The sequence below is a fragment of the Methylobacterium sp. J-067 genome, from assembly GCF_022829465.1.
Classification (GTDB): Bacteria; Pseudomonadota; Alphaproteobacteria; order Rhizobiales; family Beijerinckiaceae; genus Methylobacterium; species Methylobacterium litchii.
The window spans coordinates 40,984-57,792 of the sequence record NZ_JAKSXZ010000135.1; the positions used below are offsets into that span (position 1 = coordinate 40,984).

13 protein-coding genes are annotated in these 16,809 nt (G+C 71.6%); 5 read left to right on the forward strand and 8 right to left on the reverse strand.

The genetic code is table 11. The features are described from left to right. Positions 1-91: 91 nt before the first annotated feature. The 4 genes from MKK52_RS20070 to MKK52_RS20085 all read left to right on the forward strand — a co-directional run bounded on the left by MKK52_RS20070 (position 92) and on the right by MKK52_RS20085 (position 4,550). Positions 92-1,318, forward strand: a complete 1,227-nt coding sequence (locus MKK52_RS20070) for an oxalate decarboxylase family bicupin (RefSeq protein WP_243956793.1) — start codon at positions 92-94, stop codon at positions 1,316-1,318. A gap of 72 nt (positions 1,319-1,390) precedes the next feature. Then, positions 1,391-1,690 carry a hypothetical protein gene (locus MKK52_RS20075; protein WP_243956795.1) on the forward strand — a complete coding sequence of 100 codons (300 nt, stop codon included), beginning with the start codon at positions 1,391-1,393 and terminating at the stop codon, positions 1,688-1,690. A 96-nt stretch (positions 1,691-1,786) separates the two neighbouring features. Then, complete coding sequence (gene purD / locus MKK52_RS20080; protein ID WP_243956797.1) at positions 1,787-3,055, forward strand: phosphoribosylamine--glycine ligase; 1,269 nt, start codon at positions 1,787-1,789, stop codon at positions 3,053-3,055. Positions 3,056-3,062: 7 nt separating this feature from the next. Then, positions 3,063-4,550: an MDR family MFS transporter gene (locus tag MKK52_RS20085; RefSeq protein WP_243956798.1), complete on the forward strand. Its 1,488-nt coding sequence runs from the start codon at positions 3,063-3,065 to the stop codon at positions 4,548-4,550. Positions 4,551-4,554: 4 nt separating this feature from the next. Here MKK52_RS20085 and cysG read toward each other — a convergent pair whose 3' ends face one another. The 8 genes from cysG to MKK52_RS20125 form a co-directional block, all read right to left on the reverse strand. Beyond that, positions 4,555-6,024: a siroheme synthase CysG gene (gene cysG / locus MKK52_RS20090; RefSeq protein ID WP_243956800.1), complete on the reverse strand. Its 1,470-nt coding sequence runs from the start codon at positions 6,022-6,024 to the stop codon at positions 4,555-4,557. Positions 6,025-6,246: 222 nt separating this feature from the next. Continuing rightward, entirely contained in the window at positions 6,247-8,907 is a 2,661-nt protein-coding gene (locus MKK52_RS20095; RefSeq protein WP_243956802.1) for a molybdopterin-dependent oxidoreductase, read from the reverse strand. A 17-nt stretch (positions 8,908-8,924) separates the two neighbouring features. Next, positions 8,925-10,526, reverse strand: coding sequence for a sulfite reductase subunit alpha (locus tag MKK52_RS20100; protein ID WP_243956804.1), 1,602 nt, complete (start codon positions 10,524-10,526; stop codon positions 8,925-8,927). After that, positions 10,523-12,313, reverse strand: a complete 1,791-nt coding sequence (locus tag MKK52_RS20105) for a NirA family protein (RefSeq protein ID WP_243956805.1) — start codon at positions 12,311-12,313, stop codon at positions 10,523-10,525. Before MKK52_RS20105 ends, MKK52_RS20100 begins: the two co-directional genes overlap by 4 nt. A gap of 10 nt (positions 12,314-12,323) precedes the next feature. After that, positions 12,324-13,592 (reverse strand): NAD(P)/FAD-dependent oxidoreductase, encoded by a 1,269-nt coding sequence (locus tag MKK52_RS20110; RefSeq protein ID WP_243956806.1) that lies wholly within the window; start codon positions 13,590-13,592, stop codon positions 12,324-12,326. 337 nt (positions 13,593-13,929) lie between these two features. Then, on the reverse strand, positions 13,930-14,079 hold the full coding sequence (locus MKK52_RS20115) for a hypothetical protein (RefSeq protein WP_243956807.1): 150 nt from the start codon (positions 14,077-14,079) through the stop codon (positions 13,930-13,932). A 160-nt stretch (positions 14,080-14,239) separates the two neighbouring features. Continuing rightward, on the reverse strand, positions 14,240-15,229 hold the full coding sequence (locus tag MKK52_RS20120; RefSeq protein WP_243956809.1) for a CmpA/NrtA family ABC transporter substrate-binding protein: 990 nt from the start codon (positions 15,227-15,229) through the stop codon (positions 14,240-14,242). A gap of 49 nt (positions 15,230-15,278) precedes the next feature. After that, the gene (locus tag MKK52_RS20125; protein ID WP_243956812.1) at positions 15,279-15,866 is read right to left on the reverse strand and encodes an ANTAR domain-containing response regulator; all 588 of its coding nucleotides are present in this window, start codon (positions 15,864-15,866) and stop codon (positions 15,279-15,281) included. A 257-nt stretch (positions 15,867-16,123) separates the two neighbouring features. Here MKK52_RS20125 and MKK52_RS20130 point away from each other — a divergent pair, with 257 nt between their 5' ends. Then, the gene (locus tag MKK52_RS20130; RefSeq protein ID WP_243956813.1) at positions 16,124-16,750 is read left to right on the forward strand and encodes a hypothetical protein; all 627 of its coding nucleotides are present in this window, start codon (positions 16,124-16,126) and stop codon (positions 16,748-16,750) included. Positions 16,751-16,809: the final 59 nt, after the last annotated feature.

A 16,809-nucleotide genomic window follows, 5' to 3' on the forward strand; every position in this document is an offset into this window, starting at 1 on the left:
CGCGGTGTCCGCGACGAATTTGCCCCGCGTCGAACCGGGACGGGGGCTCGGCCGTTTCCGGGCCTCTCGCAGAGAAGCCACGGATTCCCCCATGACCAACCTGTCCCGACGCGGCCTGATCGCCGCCGCGGCCGGAACCGCCCTGGCCGCAGGCCCGGCCGGTGCGCAGGCCCCCTCCCCCGCAACACCCGTGCCGGAGCGCGGCGGCAAGGGCGCCGACATCCTCGGGCCGAAGAACGGGCCGCGCGAGGCGGAGGCCCCCTACACCGTCGCGCCGCCCGCCACGGACCACGGCACGATGCCGAACCTGAAATGGTCCTTCGCGGACAGCCACATGCGGCTGGAGAAGGGCGGCTGGGCCCGCCAGACCACCACCCGCGAATTGCCGATCTCGAAGGCGATGGCCGGCGTGAACATGCGCCTGAAGGCCAATGCGGTGCGCGAGATGCATTGGCACAAGGAGGCCGAGTGGGCCTACATGATCAAGGGCCGGGCCCGGATCACCGCCGTCGACCAGGATGGGCGCACCTTCGCCGACGACGTGGGCGAGGGCGACCTCTGGTACTTCCCCTCCGGCATTCCCCACTCGATCCAGGGTCTCGAAGGGCCGGAGGACGGCTGCGAGTTCCTGCTCGTCTTCGACGACGGCGGCTTCTCGGAGGATTCGACCTTCCTCATCACCGACTGGCTGGCGCACACCCCGCGCGACGTCCTCGCCAAGAATTTCGGCCTGCCGGAGAACGCCTTCGACGGGATTCCCGAGAAGGAGCTCTACATCTTCCCCGGCCCGAAGCCGGGTCCGCTGGCGGACGACAAGCTCGGCGGCGCCGGCCCGGTGCCGAAGTCATTCAGCCATAAGATGCTCGCGCAGGAGCCGATCCGCACCAAGGGCGGCACGGTGCGTATCACCGACTCGTCCAACTTCCCGGCCTCCATCACCATCGCGGCGGCCCTGGTCGAGATCGAGCCGGGCGGGATGCGCGAGTTGCACTGGCACCCGAACGGTGACGAATGGCAGTACTACCTGTCGGGCAAGGGCCGCATGACGGTGTTCGGCTCCGAGTCGAAGGCGCGCACCTTCGATTATCAGGCGGGCGACGTCGGCTACGTGCCTTTCGCCATGGGCCATTACATCGAGAACACCGGCACCGAGACGCTGACCTTCCTGGAAATGTTCAAGAGCCCGCGTTACGCTGACGTCTCGCTGACCCAGTGGATGGCGCTCACCCCGCACGCCCTGGTCCAGGCGCACACGAAGATGGACATGGCGCAGATCGATGGCCTGCCGACCCAGAAGCACCCCGTCGTGCCCGGTTGACGCGGCGCGGAACCTGGGGCGGCGCGCTGGCGTCGTCCCGGTATGAACGTCCTCTCGTCGCGGGAGACTCCCATGCGCATCCCCCTCGCCCTCGGCGCCGCCCTGCTCGGTCTCACCGCCGGGCCGGCGCTCGCCCAGGTCCAGCAGTCGAACCCCAACGCCGCCAACCAATCCTTCGCCCTGCAGAGCCAGTTCCGCAGCCTGAACCAGACACAGACATCGCAGTTCAACGTCCTCAACATGCAGGCGCAGCGCAACGTACAGTTCAGCCCGCCGGCCCCTTACGAAGGCGGCTACCCGCTGGTGCGGCGCGGCCACGGGTCGTTCAAGGCCCGGCGCGGCCTCAACACCAGCATCTGCACCGGCTGCTGAGCCGGAGCCGGTTCGGCGCAGGGCGGGACAAGTCGCGATTTTCCCTTCCCTCGCCGGCTCGATCGGTTCAGAACCGGGTGCGATGATGGCTCGCACATGAAAATCCTCCTGATCGGTTCCGGCGGCCGCGAGCATGCCCTCGCTTGGCGCCTCTCGCAGAGCCCCCTCTGCGCCCAGCTCTTCACCGCCCCCGGCAATCCCGGCACGGCCCGCCACGGCACCAACCGGCCCGACCTCAAGGTCGCCGACCATGCGGCGGTGGCGGCGTTCTGCCGTGCCGAGCGGATCGGCCTCGTGGTGATTGGGCCGGAGGCGCCCCTCGTGGCGGGCCTCGTGGACGACCTGAAGGAGGCCGGCATCCGCGCCTTCGGCCCCACCCGCGATGCCGCCCGCCTCGAAGGCTCGAAGGGCTTCACCAAGGACCTCTGCGCCGAATACGGCATCCCCACCGCCGCTTTCGCGCGCTTCACCGCCCTCGATCCGGCCCTCGCCTATGTCCGTGAGCGCGGCGCACCCATCGTGGTGAAGGCGGACGGCCTCGCCGCCGGCAAGGGCGTGACGGTGGCCGAGAGCCTGGAGCAGGCCGAGGACGCGCTGAACGCCCTCTTCGCCGAGCCCGGCGCCGAGGTGGTGGTGGAGGAATGCCTGTTCGGCGAGGAGGCTAGCTTCTTCGCCCTGTGTGACGGCACCCGCGCCATCGCCATCGGCACCGCCCAGGACCACAAGCGCGTCTTCGACGGCGACCGCGGCCCGAACACCGGCGGCATGGGCGCCTACGCCCCGGCCACGGTGGTGACGCCCGCGATCGAGGCGCGGGTGATGGCCGAGATCATCGCGCCGACGCTCGCCGGGATGCGCGCCAAGGGCTGCCCCTTCACGGGCATCCTCTATGCCGGGCTGATGCTCACCGAGGACGGCCCGAAGCTCATCGAGTACAACACCCGCTTCGGCGATCCCGAGGCGCAGGTGCTGATGCCCCGCCTCGCCTCCGACCTCGTCCCCGCCCTGCTCTCGGCCTGCGACGGCGACCTGACCGGCGTGACGCTGGAATCCGACCCCAGCCACACCGCCCTCACCGTGGTGATGGCGGCGGCCGGCTATCCCGGCGCGGTGCTGCGCGGCTCGGTCATCCGGGGCATCGAGGCCGCCGAGGGCGAGGGCGTCCACGTCTTCCAGGCGGGCACCCGCGCCGAGGGCGACCGGATCCTCGCCGACGGCGGGCGCGTTCTGGCCGTGACGGCGTTGGGCGACAGCGTGACGGAGGCCCAGGCGCGGGCCTATGCCGCCGTCGCGCGGATCGACTGGCCGGAGGGCTTCTGCCGCCGGGACATCGGCTATCGCGCCGTCGCCAGGGAAGCCTCGTAAGGATCAGATGGCGGACCAGACGACGGGGACTAACGCGGCCGGCCGGTTGGCCCGCCACGAGATCCGGGCGATCGTCGCCGGCCTGATGGCCGCGATGCTGCTCGCCGCCCTCGACCAGACCATCGTCGCGACCGCGATGCCGACCATCGGCCTCGACCTCGGCGATGCCGTCAACCTGCCCTGGATCGTCACCGCCTATCTCCTCGCCTCGACGGCGGTGACACCCCTCTACGGCAAGCTCAGCGACATCCACGGGCGGCGGGTGATGCTCCTCATCGCCATCGTGGTGTTCAGCCTCGGCTCGCTGGCCTGCGCCCTCGCCCCGACGATGATCGCCCTGGCGCTGGCCCGCGCCCTCCAGGGGATCGGCGGGGGCGGGCTGATCGCCCTGTCGCAGACGATCCTCGCCGATATCATGACCCCGCGCGAGCGGGCCGGGTATCAGGTCTATATCGCGGGCGTCTTCGCCGCCGCCTCGGTGGCCGGGCCGCTCCTCGGCGGCGTGCTGGCCCAGCATTTCCACTGGTCGCTGATCTTCTGGATCAACCTGCCCATCGGCTTCCTGGCGTTCTGGCTCACCAACGACAAGCTGAAGTTGCTGCCGCGCAACGAGCGCAGCCACCGGCTCGATTATCCTGGCGCGGTGCTCCTCGTGCTGGGCTCCACCGCCCTCCTCCTCGCTCTCAGCCGGGGCGGCGTCCACGAGCCGTGGACCTCGCCCCTCGTGCTCGGCCTGCTCGCGGCCTCCTTCGTCTTCAGCGGGGGGTTCGTCTACCGCCTCGCGACGGCGGCCGAGCCGCTGATCCCGGCGGCGGTGCTGGCTGATCGGGTCGTCGCCTGCGCGACGCTGGCCGCCTGCTTCGCCATGGGCACCTTCATCGGCTTGACGATCTACGTGCCGATCTTCCTCGAAGGCGTGGTCGGCCTCAGCGCCAGCCAGTCGGGCTTGGCCCTGGTACCGCTCATGGTCGGCACGGTGACGGGCGCGACCCTGTCGGGCCGGTCCATGCTGTATTTCCGGCACTACAAGCGTGTGCCCCTGGTGATGATGGGCGTGAGCTTCGCCGCCTGCCTGACCCTGGCGCTCTACGGCGCCGGCTTGCCGTTCTGGCTGATGGAGGTGGCGCTGGCCTTCCTCTCGATCGGCCTCGGGACGATCCTGCCGCTCTCGACCATCACGATCCAGAACGCGGTGGCGCCGCACCAACTCGGCATCGCGACGGCGGCCATGAACTTCTTCCGCTCGCTCGGCGGCGCGCTGATCGTGGCGGTGTTCGGCACCATCGTGCTCGGCGCGGCGGCGGGCGGCGCGACCACCGACGTGGAAAGCCTGCTGCGCGGCGCCGACCCGGCGCTGCTGGCGGCCACGTTCCACCACGTCTTCCTGGCGGCCTGCCTGTGCCTGATCCTCGCCTTCGTCTTTCTCGCTCTGCTGGAGGAACGCCCCCTCGGGGAGCGGCCCACGCGGGCGGCGCGGGAGGCGGCGGCCGAGTAGGCGGCTAGCTCGCGACGCGCTCCGCCTCAGCCACGCGGCCCTCCTCCGCCTCGGCGAGCGCCCGCCCGACCATGAGCAGGGCGGGGCCTTCGAGACCGGCCGCCTCCACCTTGTCCGCGAGGTCGGCGGCGGTGCCGCGCACCACCGCTTGGTTCGGCCGCGTGGCGTTGAAGACGAGGAGCGCGGGCGTCCCGGGGGCCAGCCCCTCCTCCACCGCGCGGGCGAGCAGGGCGCCGAGGGTGCGCTTGGGCATGTAGACCACGGTGGTGACGCTGGAATCGCCGAGCGCGCTCCAGTTCAGATCCTCCGGCAGGCCGCCCTTGCGGTCGTGGCCGGTGACGTATTGCAGCCGCCGCGCCGCGTCGCGATGGGTGAGCGACAGGCCCAGCGAGGCGGCAGCCCCCTGCGCCGCCGAGACGCCGGGCACCACCGTGACGGGGATGCCGGCCTGCCGGCAGGCCTCGATCTCCTCGCCCGCCCGGCCGAAGACCAAGGGATCGCCCGACTTCAGCCGCACCACCTGCTTGCCCGATTTCGCGAGCTGGACCATCAGCGCGTTGATGTCGTCCTGGCGGCAGGAGGGGCCGTGCCCGGTCTTGCCGACGAGCATGGTCCGCGCCTCGCGCCGGGCGTAGTCGAGGATCGCCGGGGCGACGAGGTCGTCGTAGAGGATCACGTCGGCGTTGCGCAGAGCCCGCAGCGCCTTCAGCGTCAGGAGTTCGGCATCGCCCGGCCCGGCGCCGACGAGAGTCACGGCCCCGCCCTTCGGCGCGGCCTCGGTCTCCCCGAGAAGTTCGGCGAGGTCGCCGGCCTCCGGCGTGCGGTCGGGTTCGGCGAAGGCGCGCTCGGTGAAGCGCTCCCAAAAGAAGCGCCGGTCGGCGAAGCCGGGGAAGCGGCCCGTGACCTGCTCCCGCCAATCCCGCGCTGCCGCCATCCAGCGACTGAACCCGCGCGGCAGCATCGCCTCGATCCGGGCGCGGACGGTCTGGCCGAAGACCGGCGCGGCGCCCTCCGTCGAGATGCCCACCACCAGCGGCGAGCGGTTGACGATGGCGCCGAACTTCACGTCGCAGAGATGCGGGCGGTCCACCGCGTTGACGATGGCGCCCGTGGCGCGGGCGGCGGCGACGAAGGCCACCGCGTCCACCTCGTCCTCCATGGCGCCGACGCAGAAGGCCGCGCCCCAGAGGTCGTCGGCGGTCCAATGGCGCTCGTGCAGGGTGACGGTGCCGTCGACGATCTCGCCGGGCACGCCGCGTAACTCGTCCGAGGGCTCGGCGGCGTAGACGTCGACATGGGCGCCGGCGGCGGCCAGCACCTTCACCTTCCACGGCGCCCCGCCGGAGGAGCCCGCCAGCACCACGCGCTTGCCGCGCAGCGGCACGAAAACCGGCAGCACCGCCAGCGGTTCGAGCCCGGCGGAGCGGGTCTCGCGGGGGGCACGGGTAGGGCGGGGGGTGGTCGGGTCGGCCATGGTCGCTTCAACTCGGATCGTACAGGCACCGACCCTCCCTCTCCCCTCTGCGGGAGAGGGTGGCCCCCGGAGGGGGTCGGGAGAGGGGCAGCGCGACGGTTCAGGGTGAAACGAGCGCGTCACCCCTTCCGGCGACGGCGCTCCCCTCTCCCGACCCTCGCTGACGCGAGGGCCACCCTCCCCCGCAGAGGGGGGAGGGATCATTCGGCAGTCTATCACCAATCACGCCGCTTTTGGGGTCTCGACGGTCAGCAGCTTGCGGATCTCTGGGATGCACGAGCCGCAATTCGTCCCGGCCTTGCAGGCGGCGCCCACCGCCTCCACGCTGCCCGCCCCGGCGCGGATCGTGGCGGCGATGACGTCGAGGCCGACGCCGTGGCAGGCGCAGACCACCGGCCCCGCGCCTTCCGTCGCTGCCCGGCCCGAGAGCAGCGCCCGGCGCTCGGCCACCTCCGGCTCCGTCCCGGCGAAGAGGGCCTTGGCCGCCTCCCAATCGGGCCGCGTCTCATAGGGTCCCACCGCGATGCTCGCGACGAGCCGCGCCCCGTCATAGACGGCGCAGCGGTAGCGCCCGCGCGCGTGGTCGGCATATTCCGCCACCTGATAGCCGGCCCCCTGGACCAGCCCGCGCAGGGCGAGCGCCACCTCGCGGGAACCGTCCTGGGTCGCGAATTGCACGCCCCAGCCGCCGGGGATCGCAGCCTTCGCCCACCACCAGCCCTCGGGCATCGGTACCGCCTCGCGCGAGAGCACGAAGCCCCGCGCCCGGTAGGACACGGCCGCGATGGCGGCGGGCGTCGCCTTCAGTTCCGGCTGGCCCGAGACGGGGTCCGGCACGCCACGCACCAGCGCCCCGACCCGCGCCGCCGAGGCGTAGGCGGCGTTCCAGTGCATCGGCATGAACAACTGGCCCGGTGACACCGCGTCCGTGACCGTCACCTCCAGCTCGGCATGGCCGTGCGCGGTGGCGACGCGGGCGATCCCGCCCTCGGTCAGCCCGAACCGCTGCGCGTCGTCCGGGTGAATCTCCACGAAGGGCACCGCCCGGTGGGCCGAGAGGCGCTGGCTCTTCCCCGTCCGGGTCATGGTGTGCCAGTGGTCGCGCACCCGGCCGGTGTTGAGCACGAAGGGGTGCTCGCCGCCCGCCGCCTCGGCGAGGCCCGGGGGCTGCACCGCGACGAAGCGGGCGCGGCGGTCGAAGGTGTAGAACCGCCCGTCCGCGAAGAAGCGCGGCTTGCCCTGCCGCCCGCCCTTCCGGGGCAGGGGCCATTGCACCGGCTGGGCCGCGGCGTAGGCCGGATCCGCGATGTCGGTGAGCGCGCCGATGTCGAAATCGCGGGTGCCGTTGTTCTCGAAGGCCGAGAGGCCGGCATGCTCGCGGAACACGGCGGCGGCGCTCTCGAAGGCGAAGGCCTTGCCGTGCCCGAGCCGCCGGCCGACCTCCGCCAGCACCGCCCAATCCGGCCGCGCCTTGCCGGGGCTCGGCAGGAAGCGGCGCTGGCGCGAGATCCGCCGCTCGGAATTCGTGACCGTGCCGTCCTTCTCGCCCCAGCCCTGCGCCGGCAGCAGCACCGTGGTGCGGGCTCTGGCCCTGGCCGTGTCCGCGTCGGCCATGATGTCGGAGACGATCAGAAGGTCGAGGCCTTCCATCGCCGCACGGACATGGTTCGCCCGGGGCATCGACACGAACGGGTTCGTGCCCATCACCCAGAGGGCCTTGATCTTGCCGCTGCGCACCGCCTCGAACAGGGCCACCGCCTTCATGCCCTCGCCGGTGACGATGCGCGGCGCGGCCCAGTAGCGGCGCACCCGGTCGACCTCCTCGGGCGCGAAATGCATGTGCGCGGCGAGCATGTTCGACAGGCCGCCGACCTCGCGCCCGCCCATGGCGTTGGGCTGGCCGGTGAGGGAGAACGGCCCCTGCCCCACCCCGCCGATCCGGCCGGTGACGAGGTGGCAATTGATGATCGCATTGCCCTTGTCGGTGCCCTGCACCGACTGGTTCACGCCCATGGAGAAGGCGGTGACGACCCGCCGCGTCCGGGCGAAGAGATCGTAGAAGGCAGTGATATCGGTGGGGGCGAGGCCCGTCGCGGCGGCGACCGCATTGAGATCGGGGGCGATCTGGCGGGCGCGGTCGAGGGCGCCGTCGAGGCCCGCCGTGTGCTCGTCCACGAAGGCGCGGTCGCTGAAGCCGTTGTCGGCGAGGTGGACGAGGAGGCCGGAGAACAGGGCCACGTCGCTGCCCGGCTTCAGGCCGAGGAACAGGTCGGATTCCTGCGCTGTCTGGGTGCGGCGGGGGTCGATCACCACGAACTTCGTGCCCCGCCGCGCCTTGGCCTCGGCCATCCGGCGGAACAGGACGGGATGGCACCACGCGGTGTTCGAGCCGACCAGTACGATCAGGTCGGCCTCGTCGAGGTCTTCGTAGCAGCCGGGCACCGTGTCCGAGCCGAAGGCCCGGCGGTGGGCCGCCACCGCGCTCGACATGCACAGGCGGGAGTTGGTCTCGACATGCGGTGTGCCGACGAAGCCTTTCGCGAGCTTGTTGGCGACGTAGTAATCCTCGGTGAGCAACTGGCCGGAGAGGTAGAAGGCGATGGCCTCCTGCCCGTGGGCCTCGGCGATCCGCGCCATCTCCGAGGCTACGGTGCCGAGCGCGGCGTCCCAGGAGACCCGCGCCCCGTTGAGGTGCGGGTAGAGCAGCCGGTTCTCCAGCGACAGCGTCTCGCCGAGCGCCGAACCCTTGGAGCAGAGCCGGCCGAGATTGGCCGGATGCTCCGGGTCGCCCGCGATGGCCGCGCCCCCCTGCCCGTCCGGCGTCGCCAGGACGCCGCAGCCGACGCCGCAATACGGGCAGGTGGTGCGGACCTCAGCGGTCATGGCGGGTTCCTCGCGCGTCAGTACACGTCGGCTTGGTAGCGTCCGGCCTTCTTGAGGGCGCCGAGGTAGGCAACCGCGTCCTCGGGGCTCTTCTGGCCGTGGGTGGCGGCGACGTCGATGATCGCCCGCTCGACGTCCTTGGCCATGCGCTTGGCATCGCCGCAGACGTAGAAATGCGCCCCGCCTTCGAGCCACTTCCACAGGTCGGCGCCGTTCTCGCGCATCCGGTCCTGGACGTAGGTCTTCTCCGACCCGTCGCGGGACCACGCGAGCGACAGGCGGGTCAGCACCTTGTCGTCCTTCAGCTTGGTCAATTCGTCCTTGTAGAAGAAGTCCGACGCCTGCCGCTGGTGGCCGTAGAACAGCCAGTTCCGGCCGGGGGCCTGCGTCGCCGCGCGCTCGCGCAGGAAGGCCCGGAACGGCGCGATCCCGGTGCCGGGGCCGCACATGATCACGTCCTTCGACAGGTCCGCGGGCAGGCCGAAGCCGTGGGCCTTCTGAAGGTAGATCTTGACCTTGGTCTGCTCGGGCAGGCGCTCGCCCAGATGGGTCGAGGCCACGCCGAGCCGCAGCCGGGAGCGGTGGTTGTAGCGCACGGCATCGACGGTGAGCGACACCCGGCCGACATCCATCTTCGGCGAGGACGAGATCGAGTAGAGCCGGGGCTGCAATTCGTCCAGCGCCTCGAGAAAGACTTCCGCGTCGGGCCGCGCGCCCCGGAACTTGTGCAGGGCGCCGAGCACGTCGAGATAGGCGGCATCCCCGTCCGGGTCCTCGCCGGAGGCCAAAGCCTGCGCCTTCTTGCGCGCCTCGCCGGAGGTGAGGAGCGAGAGCAACTGGTAGAGGTTGTCCGGCGCGGCGCCGAGCGCGTAGTTGATGAGCAGATGGTCACGCAGGGTCCGCTCGCCGATCATCCGCTCCGGCCGGGCGCCGAGTTCGGCGATCACCGCATCGACCAGCGCCGGGGCGTTGGCCGGGAACAGCCCGAGGGAATCGCCGACCTCGTACTGGATCGGCGTGCCGTCGAGGCCGATCTCGATGTGCCACGTCTCCTTCTCGCCCCCCGGATCGTTGAGGCGGCGGCGGGAGAGGAACAGGGCCTCGACCGGGTTCTCGCGGCAGAGCCCGAGGGGGCCGATCTCGGGCGCCTTCGCCTCGGCACTGGGCGCGTCGGACGCCGGAGCGGAGCCGCCGGCCGCGCCGAACTCCTCATCCAGCTTCTTGAGCATCCGCAACGTCTCCTTGCCGCCGGGCTGGCAGAGGTTCAGTCGCGCCTCGTTCTTCAGGAAGATCGCGTTGGCATAGTCCGCGCAGTTGTAGCCGCACTGGCCGCAATCCTGCTGTGCCATCGCGGCCATCAGCTTCTGGGGCTCGGGCCGCTCCTTGGCGAGGTTCATGCGGTCGGGCAGCGGCATCGACGGGTCGTGCCAGGGCGCGTCGTCGTTGTCGGCGAGCTTGGGGCCGGAGGCCGGCGCCTCGCCGGGGGCGAGCGCCGTAGCGCCCTCGACGGCCGGGCCGAGCAGGGCGGCGAAATAGCCGGACAGCCACGCCCGCTGGTCGGGGTCGAACGGGGCGGTCTCGGGGATCAGGACGAGCGGGGGCGAGACATGCTGGGTCATGCGGCTTCCCTCAGGGCGGGAACGGATTCGGCGGCGTCGCGCAGGGCCTCCGGTCCGGTGCGGGCGGTGAATTGCTGGAAGGTCTCGTCCGGGCCCTGGCGGCCGTCGAGGTAGGTGCGCAGCAGCGCCTCGACGCGCAGCGGCGCCTCCTCGGCCTTCACGGCCTTCCAGATCTCGGTGCCGATCTTCGGGGTCTCGGCGAAGCCGCCGCCGACCACGATGTCGTAGCCCTCGACGGTGTCGCCCTCCTCCGAGACGACGACCTTGGCGCCGATCAGGCCGATATCGCCGATGTAGTGCTGGGCGCAGCTATGGTGGCAGCCGGTGAGGTGGACGTTCACCGGCACGTCCAATTCCTTCACCGTGCGCTCGACATGCTCGGCGATGAGCATGGCGTGGCCCTTGGTGTCCGAGGCGGCGAACTTGCAGCCCCGCGCCCCGGTACAAGCGACGAGGCCCGCCCGGATGCCCTCGGCCTTGATCGACAGGCCGAGCGCCGCGACGCGCTCCTCGACCTCCGCGAGCTTGGAATCCGGCACGCCGGAAAAGACGAAGTTCTGCCAGACGGTGAGGCGGATCTGTCCGTCACCGCACTCCTGGGCGATCTTGGCGAGCGCCCGCACCTCGTCGCTCAGCATCTTCCCGACCGGGAGCACGACGCCGACCCAGTTCAGACCCTCCTGCCGCTGCTTGTGTACGCCGACATGCGCGTAGCGGTTCGTGGGCTTGCGGGGGGCGATGTGGGCGGGATCGACCCGCTCCAGCTTGCGGCCGAGCTTCTCCTCGACGGCGGCGAGGTACTTGTCGAAGCCCCAGGCGTCGAGGACGTACTTCATCCGCGCCTTGTTGCGGTTCGTCCGGTCGCCGTTCTCGATGAAGACGCGGATGATCGCGTCGGCGACCTGGTTGCACTCCTCGGGCTTGAGCACCACGCCGGTATCGCGGGCGAGGTCCTTGTGGCCGGAGATGCCGCCCAGCACGAGGCGCATCCAGATGCCCGGCGCGACCGAGGCGCCCTCCAGCACCTCGACGGCCTGGAAGCCGACATCGTTCGTCTCCTCCAGCACCGCCATGACGCCGCCGCCGTCGAAGGCGACGTTGAACTTGCGCGGCAGGCCGTAGAGCGAGCGGTCGTTGATGATCCAGTTGTTCCAGGACTTGGCGAGCGGCCTTGTGTCCAGGATCTCCTGCGCGTCGATGCCGGCGGTGGGGGAGCCGGTGACGTTGCGGATGTTGTCCGCCCCCGCCCCCTGCGCGCCGAGGCCGATATCGGCGAGCCCGTCGAGGAAGGGCTGGGCGTGCTCCGGCGTGATCTCGCGGACCTGCAGGTTCGCGCGGGTGGTGACGTGGACGTAGCCGCCGCCATGGGCGTCGGCGAGGTCGGCGACGCCCGCGAATTGCCAATGGTGCAGCACCCCGTTGGGGATGCGCAGGCGGCACATGTAGCTCACCTGATTGGGGGCGACCCAGAACATCCCGTGGTAGCGCCAGCGGAAATTGTCCTCCGGCTTAGGGGCCTTGCCGGTGGCGGCCTCGGCCTTCAGCCGGTTGTGCCCGTCGAAGGGGCTTTCGGCCCGCTTCCACTTCTCCTGCTCGCAGAGCTTGCCGCCGGCCTTCACCGTGGCGTCCTGCGCCTTCAGGTGGATCGCGTCCGGGCCGATGGGCTCGGCCGCCGGGGCGGCGGCCCCCTGCCCCGTCGCGAGGCCGCCGGTCATCCGCGCCGCGCCGATGCCGGCCGCGAACCCTTCGAGGTAGCGCCGCTGCTCGGCGTTGAATTCGTCCGCCATGCCGGTCTCCTTACGCCGCGAGGGATTGGGGCGCCGGGCGCCCGAACATGAGATCGTCCACGTCGCCGACCGGCTCGCCGGAGCGGATCAGCGCCTTGCAGGAGGCCTGCTCGGCGATGTCGCCGACGAAGACCGCGCCGACGAGCCGACCCTCCCGCAGCAGCAGCTTGCGGTAGAGGCCGGCGCCGGGATCGAAGAGGGTCACGGCCTCGGCGTCGGCCGGGGTGTCCACGAGCCCGGCCGAGAAGACCGGGAGCCCCGAGATCTTGAGGCTGGTGGCGAGGTGCGTGCCCTCGTAGGCGACAGATTGCCCGGAGAGGTGCCGGGCCAGCGTGTCGGCCTGCTCGTAGGAGGGCTCCACGAGGCCGTAGACGAGGCCCCGGTGCTCGGCGCACTCGCCCAGCGCGAAGATGCGCGGGTCGGAGGTCGCCATGCGGTCATCGACGAGGATGCCCCGGTTCGTCGCGAGCCCCGCGCCCTGTGCCAGCGCCAGGGACGGGCGCACGCCGACCGACATCACCACGAGGTCGGCGGGCAGCACGGTGCCGTCCGCGAGCCGCAGACGCTCGACCCTGCCGTCGCCCTCGACGGCGGCGGTGTCGGCGCCGAGGATCACGCGGACGCCGCGCTCCTCCATGGCCCGGCGGACGAGGCCGGCGGCCTCGTGATCGAGTTGGCGCTCCATCAGCCGGTCCATGACGTGGAGGAGCGTCGTGTCGATGCCGCGCTTGGCGAGGCCGGCGGCGGCCTCCAGGCCGAGCAGCCCACCGCCGATTACGATGGCCTTGGCATGTTCCACGGCGGCCTTGCGGATCGCCGCCACGTCGGACAGGTCGCGGAAAGTGATGACGCCGGGCAGGTCCATGCCGGGCTTCGGCAGGCGGATCGGCAGGGAGCCGACCGCGAGCACCAGCGTGTCGAAGGGCAGGACATGCGCGTCGCCGACGATCGCCTGGCCGTTCTCCCGGTCGATGGCGGTGACGGGGGCGCCGGTGATGAGGCGGATGCCGTGGCTCTCGTACCAGTCGAGGCCGCGGAAGGCGGTGGCGGCCTCGTCGATCTCGCCGCCGAGCAGCGAGGAGAGGAGCACGCGGTTGTAGGCAGCCTGGGGCTCGGCGCCCACGCAGGCCACGTCGTAGAGACCGGGGCAGCCCTCGGTCAGGCGCTCCAGGAAGCGGAGCGAAGCCATGCCGTTGCCGACGACGAGGAGGCGCTTGCGCCCCTGTCCGTCCGTCGCCCGCGAAACCGGCAGTGCGGAATCCCTATGGTTAGTCGGCATCGTTCGGTCGCGTCTCGAACCTCGTATCCAGGGATCGTCGGCGGACCGCCCACGAAAAAGCCGCTGCCGGGTCATGGTCCGGGGCAGCCGGTCGGGAGCCCCAGGAGAACCGGATCAGCGGCCTCGCTGACGGCGCTGCCCGTCGCCGTTGACGGACGCGAGGTGAGTTGCAGGACCCGTGCCAAATGCCGGGACCGTCGCGCGAAGGTCGCCGTCCGCTCTTGGCGGGTCCGGTCAAGCTTCCAGCGAGACGGGAAAGGCGAGCCGCTTCGCGCTGCACAAAAAGCAGGCGGCTGACTGCCGAACGGTCAGCGGGACGCTGAGCGTTGAAAAAGTGTCAGAGGAGGGTCGAGAGGGCGACGAGCAGGCCGACAGTCGGCATGGCGCCGACGACGATGGCCCAGTACCAGCCACTCGGCGCGCTGAGGCGGCGGTTGTCGTTGGCGGCGCGGGGAGCGCGGCGTCCGGTGCGGACGTAACGCTGCAACTCGACCCTTTCGGGAAGAGCGGGAGGGAGCGACGCTGCGTCGAATTTGCGGCAACCGGGCATGGTAGCTGCTCAACGGCGCAAACCGCTGGCTGTTCCGTGCGCGTCACGCATAACCGAGACTCCAGCCCGCCGCCCGGCGCGGGGCGGGCGGCGCCCCTCACGCGAAGGGTCGATAGAGCGCCCGCGCGGCCGCCTCCTGAGCCGGATCTGCGTCGATCTGACCGGCGGCGCGCATTTCCCGTAGCAGCCAGTCGAGCCGTTCCGGCGCTCGGGCCTGGGCCGCCTCGCCGAGGTGCAGGTGGCCGAGGGCGCGGCCGGTCCCGTCCACGCCCTTGCCCTCGAAGGCGCGGGCGACGAGGCCCAGTTCCCGGTCGCGATGGGCGCGGCGCCCGAGCCGGTGGACGAGTTCGTCGCGGTGATCGGGATCGGCACACCACAGGCCCGCCCGCGCGACGGCCCGCACCAGAGGCACCCCAGCCTCGCCGATGCGGCCGGAGACGGCGAAGACCTTCTCCGGGGCGTCCGGGGCGATCTCGGCGCCCAGCGCGACGACCCGCCCGACGCCCGCCGCCATCGCGACCTCGTTCCAGGGCGCCCCCGCGCAGAACCCGTCCACGAGGCCCCGCGACAGCGCCTCGACCCCGTGCTGCGGCGGCACGACGACGGTGCGCAGCGCCGCCGGATCGAGCCCGCCCGCCTGGGCGAAGAGCCGCACCTGATAGGTGTGGCAGGAGAAGGGATGGACGATGCCGAGCGTCACCGGCTTGCCGGCCTGCCGCCGCGCCGTCGCGACGCGGGCGAAAGCGCGGGCGACGCCGCGCCAGTCGGCGCCGAACCCGTCCTCCCCGGCGACGGCCGCGCTCAGGGCGTTCGACAGGGTGATGGCGTTGCCGTTGAGGCTGAGCGGCAGCCCGATGGCGAGGTCCGAGGGCGGACCCGACAGGCCGAGGGCGCTGGCGAGCGCCAGGGGCGCGAGCATGTGGGCGCCGTCGAGATGGCCGAGCGCCAGCCGGTCGCGCAGGGTCGCCCAGGAGGGCTCGGCCGAGAGGTCGAGGTCCAGCCCCTCCTCCCGCGCGTAGCCGAGTTCCTGCGCCAGGATCACCGGCGCCGCGTCGCAGAGCGGGACGTAGCCGATCTGGAGCCTCATCACAGCGCTCCCCGGCGGCCTGCCCCGGCCGCGCCTGCCACGATCACGTTCATCCCAGGAGGTCCGCCGTGGTCACGATGGCGCGGGCGATGTCCGCGATCTTGCGCTTCTCGTTCATCGCCTTGCGCCGCAATTGCCGGTAGGCCTCGTCTTCCGAGAGCCCCTTGAGGTTCATCAGGATGCCCTTCGCCCGCTCGATGAGCTTCCGGTCGGCGAGCTCGCCCCGCGCCTCGGAGAGTTCCCGCTGCAGCCGGGCGAAGGCGTTGAAGCGCAGGATCGCGATGTCGATGATCGACTTGATCCGCTCGGGGCGCAGGCCGTCGACCACATAGGCCGAGATGCCGGCATCCACGGCAGCCTCCATCATCGTCGTGTCGGAGCGGTCCACGAACATCGCCACGGGCCGTCCGGCATGGCGCGAGACCCCCGACATCTGCTCCAGGATGTCCCGGCTCGGGCTCTCCAGATGGATCACCACCACGTCCGGCTTGAGGGCGCTCACCCGCTCCTGAAGGTCGGCCGTGTCGGGCAGGACGACGATCCGCCCGATCCCGGCGGCGCGCAGCCCCTCTTCGAGGATCGCCGCGCGGGCCTGGCTCGGATCGATCACGGCGACGGTGAGACTCGATTCGGTCATCGCGGCCCGTTCTGGGGCGGGGTTCACCCGTGCCCTACGGATGCGGGGCCGCGCTGCCGGAAGCAAGGGACATGCCTTCGGCCAAGCTTGGCGCGTTGTCGCTGGCGGATACCCACAGGCAAACATCCGGTCTAGCTTCTGCCGCAATGTCGCGGCCTTCTGTGACCTTCGGAGCGTAAGAGAGGGTCGAGAAGCGGATGCGCGGGCCTGATCGTACTTCGGTGGCGACGCCTTGCCGGCCTCAGGACCGGCCGGCCATGGCCGATACCGGCGGCCGCGTGACGATGCCGTTCCTGCCGACGCTGGCGACCGTCGTCGTCCTGGCGGCGGCCTCCTTCCTCTGCCCCAAGGGCGATGCCCCGGCGCCGGGCGCCGCCGCGCGGATGATCCCCGCCTCCGGCGCGGCGACCCTCGCCATGTCGGCGCCGGCCACGCCCGCCGCCGAGCCGGCTCCGCGCCCGCCCGCGGTGATCGCCTTCGGTGAGATCTTCCCCCTCACGGCCGATCCGAGCGTCACCTCCGCCCTCCCCGCGCCGTCGCCGAGCGCCGCCGCGATGCAGGCGCCGCGCCCGGCCCGCCGGGTCGCCTCCTCCGTGCGCCGCCCCTGCCCCGGCAAGCGCTGCCAGGAGACCGCCCCCCACGACGCCATGGCACAGGACAACCCGTTCCAGGCGGCGCGCACCGCCTCCGAGGAGCCGGCCACCCCGTCCACGGTGCCGACCGCCCTCCCCTTCGCCGAATCGGTGGTCGAGGCGGTGGTGCCCGTCGCCCGCGAGGTCGGTGCGCGGGTCGAGCGGATCTCCGGAAGCGCGGGCGATCTGGTGCGCGGCGGGCAGGCCGTCGTGAAGGGTTCCGTCGCGGTGCTGACCGACCGCCTGTTCTAACGCCCCTGGATACTGCGCCGCATCATCCTAGTTCGCGCTCAATCGCGGACCGGGGGTAG